5 protein-coding genes are annotated in these 4,323 nt (G+C 64.8%); 1 reads left to right on the forward strand and 4 read right to left on the reverse strand.

Translation table 11 applies throughout. From position 1 onward, the window contains the following. Positions 1 to 20: 20 nt before the first annotated feature. The 4 genes from mtaB to EOA32_RS33870 form a co-directional block, all read right to left on the reverse strand. A complete protein-coding gene (gene mtaB, locus EOA32_RS33855) occupies positions 21 to 1,349 on the reverse strand; it encodes a tRNA (N(6)-L-threonylcarbamoyladenosine(37)-C(2))-methylthiotransferase MtaB (protein ID WP_095831772.1) in 1,329 nt (442 codons plus the stop codon). After that, entirely contained in the window at positions 1,349 to 2,233 is an 885-nt protein-coding gene (gene dapF / locus EOA32_RS33860; RefSeq protein ID WP_128374040.1) for a diaminopimelate epimerase, read from the reverse strand. The genes mtaB and dapF overlap by 1 nt, the downstream gene beginning before the upstream one ends. Positions 2,234 to 2,349: 116 nt before the next feature. After that, positions 2,350 to 2,511 carry a DUF1328 family protein gene (locus EOA32_RS33865; RefSeq protein WP_066991727.1) on the reverse strand — a complete coding sequence of 54 codons (162 nt, stop codon included), beginning with the start codon at positions 2,509 to 2,511 and terminating at the stop codon, positions 2,350 to 2,352. A gap of 59 nt (positions 2,512 to 2,570) precedes the next feature. Continuing rightward, complete coding sequence (locus EOA32_RS33870; protein WP_095831770.1) at positions 2,571 to 3,584, reverse strand: MBL fold metallo-hydrolase; 1,014 nt, start codon at positions 3,582 to 3,584, stop codon at positions 2,571 to 2,573. A gap of 133 nt (positions 3,585 to 3,717) precedes the next feature. On the opposite strand from EOA32_RS33870, the gene EOA32_RS33875 reads away from it, so the two are divergent. Beyond that, on the forward strand, positions 3,718 to 4,161 hold the full coding sequence (locus tag EOA32_RS33875; protein WP_245418732.1) for a VOC family protein: 444 nt from the start codon (positions 3,718 to 3,720) through the stop codon (positions 4,159 to 4,161). Positions 4,162 to 4,323 lie beyond the last annotated feature (162 nt).

The following is a 4,323-nucleotide window of genomic DNA, read 5'->3' on the forward strand; positions in this document are numbered from 1 at the left end:
CAGCCATACGTCTTGCAGTCTCAGGCGGCTTGCGCGGCGAGCGGCGCCGCGATCAGCCGGGCGCCGTCATGGCCGGTGACAACCGCCTCGACGATCTCACCCGGCTGTCCAACGCCAATCGCGGCAAGCGTAAAACCTTCGGTGCGGCCGAGCCCGTCGCGCTCGATCAGGATCGACTGCCGCGTGCCTGCAAGGGCAGCCAGATGGCGGCGATAGGCGGCCTCGCCGGCGGCACGCAGCCGTGCGGCGCGCTCTTTCACCACCTCGCGGCGCAGTTGCGGCATGCGCGCGGCGGGCGTGCCCTCGCGCGGGCTGAACGGGAAGACGTGAAGATGCGTCAGGCCGCATTCCTCGACGATTTTCTCCGAGTTTTTGAACATCGCTTCGGTCTCGGTCGGGAAGCCGGCAATGATGTCGGCGCCGAAGACGATGCCGGGACGGAGCTTCCGGACCTCCTCGCAGAAGCGGATCGACTGATCGCGCAAATGCCGGCGCTTCATGCGCTTCAGGATCATGTCGTCGCCCGATTGCAGCGACAGATGCAAATGCGGCATCAGCCGCGGCTCGGTGGCAATCGCGTCGAGCAGCTCGTCGTCGGCTTCTATGGAATCGATCGACGACAGCCTCAGACGCTTCACCTCGGGCACCTGGCGCAGGATCGTCTTCACCAGCTTCCCAAGCTTCGGGCTGCCCGGCAGGTCGGCGCCGAAGCTGGTCATGTCGACGCCGGTGAGCACGATCTCGGCATAGCCGTTGCCTGCGAGACGCTTGACCTGCTCGACCACGGCACCCATCGGCACCGAGCGCGAATTGCCGCGGCCGTAAGGAATGATGCAGAAGGTGCAGCGATGGTCGCAGCCATTCTGCACCTGCACGAAGGCGCGCGCCCGGCCCTCGATGGCGTCGACCATGTGGCTCGCCGTCTCGCGCACCGAGAAGATATCGTTGACGCGCGCCTTCTCGGTATCGTTGACGCCGAAGTCCGGCAGCGCGCGGTAGGAGTTCGCCTTGAGCTTCTCCTCATTGCCGAGCACCAGGTCTACCTCGTCCATGGCGACGAAGTTCTGCGGCTCGGTCTGCGCGGCGCATCCGGTGACGATGATGCGCGCTTCAGGGTTCTCGCGACGGGCCTTGCGGATCGCCTGCTTGGCCTGGCGCACGGCTTCGGCGGTGACGGCGCAGGTGTTGAAGATGACGGCGCCGCCTTCCAGCGCGCCGAGGCCGGCGCTTTCGGCCTCGCGGCGCATCACCTCCGATTCATAGGTGTTGAGGCGGCAGCCGAACGTGACGACGTCGATACCGTTGCCGATAGGCCCTTCGGGCGCCGGGCCCTTTTGAAGAGCGGACATCAGGCGGCGCTTTCGGTGTCGCGGGCCCAGGCGCCGGTCGAAGGGTCGAAGCTGCCGGAAAACTCCCATTCGGCGGCGCCGGTCAAAATGACGTGATCGTCGTCGCGCCACTCGACATTGAGCTCGCCGCCGCCGGGCGTGATCAGCGACACGCTGCGGCCGGTGCGCTTGGTGCGGGCGGCAGCCACCACGGCGGCGCAGGCCGCGGAGCCGCAGGCCTTGGTGAGACCCGCGCCGCGCTCCCAGGTGCGGATGATCATCGTCTCGGGCGAGGTGACCTGAGCGATGGTGATGTTGGCGCGCTCGGGAAAGATCGGATGGTTCTCGAGCAGCGGACCGAATCGGTCGAGCTCGTAGGACCAGACGTCGCGGTCGACCCAGAAGATCGCGTGCGGATTGCCCATCGAGACGACCGAAGGCGAATGCAGCACCGGCGCATCGATCGGGCCGATCTGCAGTTCGATCATGCGAGTGTCGCGGAACTCCTCGGCAAGCGGGATTTCCTGCCAGCCGAAACGCGGCTTGCCCATATCGACCGAGATCGAGCCGTCGGCATGTTCCTGAGTATTGAGAATGCCGGCGCGGGTTTCGAAGGTGAAGGTCTTTTGGCCGGTCTCGGCCGCAAGCGCCTGCACGACGCAGCGCATGCCATTGCCGCAGGCCTGCGCACCGGTGCCGTCCGAATTCAAGATGTCGACATAGTAAGCGGTGCCGGTCGTGCGCGCATCATGGATCGCCATGATCTGATCGAACTTGGTCGCCGCGTCGGCATTGAGGGCAATCGCCGCGGCTGCGGTCACCTTGTCGGCACGGCCGCGCATATCGGCGACGATGATCTCGTTGCCGATGCCGTTCATCTTGGCGAATGGGGCAGTGCCTGCCATCTAACCGGTCGTTCCAATTCCGTTTGGCGCTATATGGCGGAAACGGGCGGGAATTACCAGTGCAACGCGACGCCCGGCCAGGACGCGGCTCTGGCCTGCCGCGGCGAATATGCGAGCTAAGTCACGGCGAAGACGCCGAGCACGATCAGCAGGAAGATGATCAGCACAATACCGATCAGGATGCGGGCACCTGTGGCGGCGGCGCCGGCGAGCGCGGGCATGCCAAGCAGGCTTGCCGCAGCGGCAACGATAAGAAGGATGATGATCCACTTGATCATGGAAGGCTCCGAGGCGGATTTGCGTTGTGCAACCAACGCGTTTGCCCGGGCTGGGTTCCTTAGCCAGGCGGCGGCACATCCCATGCTTCGCCCGGGCGCATGGCGCGAAAACGCTCCGGCGAAATGCCTTCGGCCGCCAATGCCTCGGCGAGCTTTTGCGCCGGCTCCTCGATCGGTTCGTCGGTGAGCTGAAAGGTGCCCCAGTGGCAGCCGGCAGCATGGACGGCGCCGCACAGCCTCATGCCCTGGACGGCTTCCGCCGGATTCTGGTGCTGCGGGGCCATGAACCAGCGCGGCTCATAGGCGCCGATCGGCAGGATGGCCAGCCGAAACCCGCCATGCTTTTCCGCCATTCGGCGGTAGTTGGTGCCGCCGTGGAAGCCCGTGTCGCCGGCGAAATAGACCTTGCCGCCCGCCGTATCAATGACGAAGCCCGCCCACAGCGCCATGCAGCGGTCGCGCCCGCCGCGCGCCGACCAGTGATGCACCGGCTCGATGTGGATGATGCCGCCGCTGGCGACTTCGACGCTGTCGCCCCAATCATGTGCCGACACGCGCATGCCGGGCACGGCAGTGCCGATGATCGCATCGTTGCCGAGCGGCGTGATCACCATCGGGTCGTGGCTTTGCTTCAGCCGCTTGAGGGTCGCGAGGTCGAGATGGTCGTAGTGGTTGTGACTGAGCAGCACCACGGCGATCGGCGGCAAGTCGGAAAAGGCGATGCCCGGCGCGTTGACCCGCTTCGGTCCGGCGAAGCCGAAAGGCGAGGCACGCTCGGACCAAACCGGGTCGGTCAGGATATTCCGGCCGGCTGTCTGGATGAGCAGCGAGGCGTGACCCACCATGGTGAGCCGAAGCGCGGCGCCTTCGATCCGTTGTTCGGGCTTCGCCTGCGGATATGGGCTCGGCCAGGCCGCCGGCCATTTCGAGCGCCCACCGCTCAATTGCCATTTCAGCAAATCGGTGAAGCGCGCCGGCGGCCTGCCGTCGGGATTGAAAAAGAGCCTGCCGTCGAAATGATCGCTGAGTGGGCCGCTATAGTAGCGATTGGCTGCTCTTGTTCTTGCGGCCATCGTTTCTCCGCCCACTCCCTGTCGCTTGTCCTGAAATAAGGACGCCGCCACCTGGCGCAAGCATTTTGCTGGGGGAATGCCAAGGGCCAACGGTCGGCTTCGACTAGGATCGACGATGTGGAGGGTCAAGACCGTGGCCAAGAAACGGACCGGGACACCGTGGATGAAGGCCGATGATTTCGGCCGCTCGCTGCCGCATGGGCTGGGCGTCAACTTGCTTGTCACCGACATGGCGGCGATGGAGGCTTTCTGCCGCGATGTGCTAGGCGCGTGCATCATCTATGCCGACGAGGATTTCGCGGCCATCGAGCTGCTGGGCTCGATCTTCATGCTGCATGCCGACCATTCCTATCTCGACAATCCGATGACCGGCGTCTTCGCCGGAGCCGAAACGCGTGGCGCCGGCATCGAGCTGCGCCTCTATGGCGCCGATCCGGATGCGGTCGAAAAAAAGGCGGCAGCACTCGGCCACATCGTGCTGGCCGGCTCGATCGACAAGCCGCATGGCTTGCGCGAATGCTATATCGTTGGTCCGGACGGGTATGTCTTCGTGCCCAGCGCGCGGCTGCAAGCCTGACATTTCAAGAGGTTACGGTCCAACTCTCGGTTGGCGCCCCGCTGAGGAAGCCGTCGCGACAAATTTGCAACACCAGCTCCGAAAACCCTATTTTAACCATATCGGGTTGAAATTCTGCCACCTTCGCCATCTTGGTGAAGCGAGTGTTTACGCGGACGGCGC

The organism is Mesorhizobium sp. M1A.F.Ca.ET.072.01.1.1 (assembly GCF_004023325.1).
Classification (GTDB): Bacteria; Pseudomonadota; Alphaproteobacteria; order Rhizobiales; family Rhizobiaceae; genus Mesorhizobium.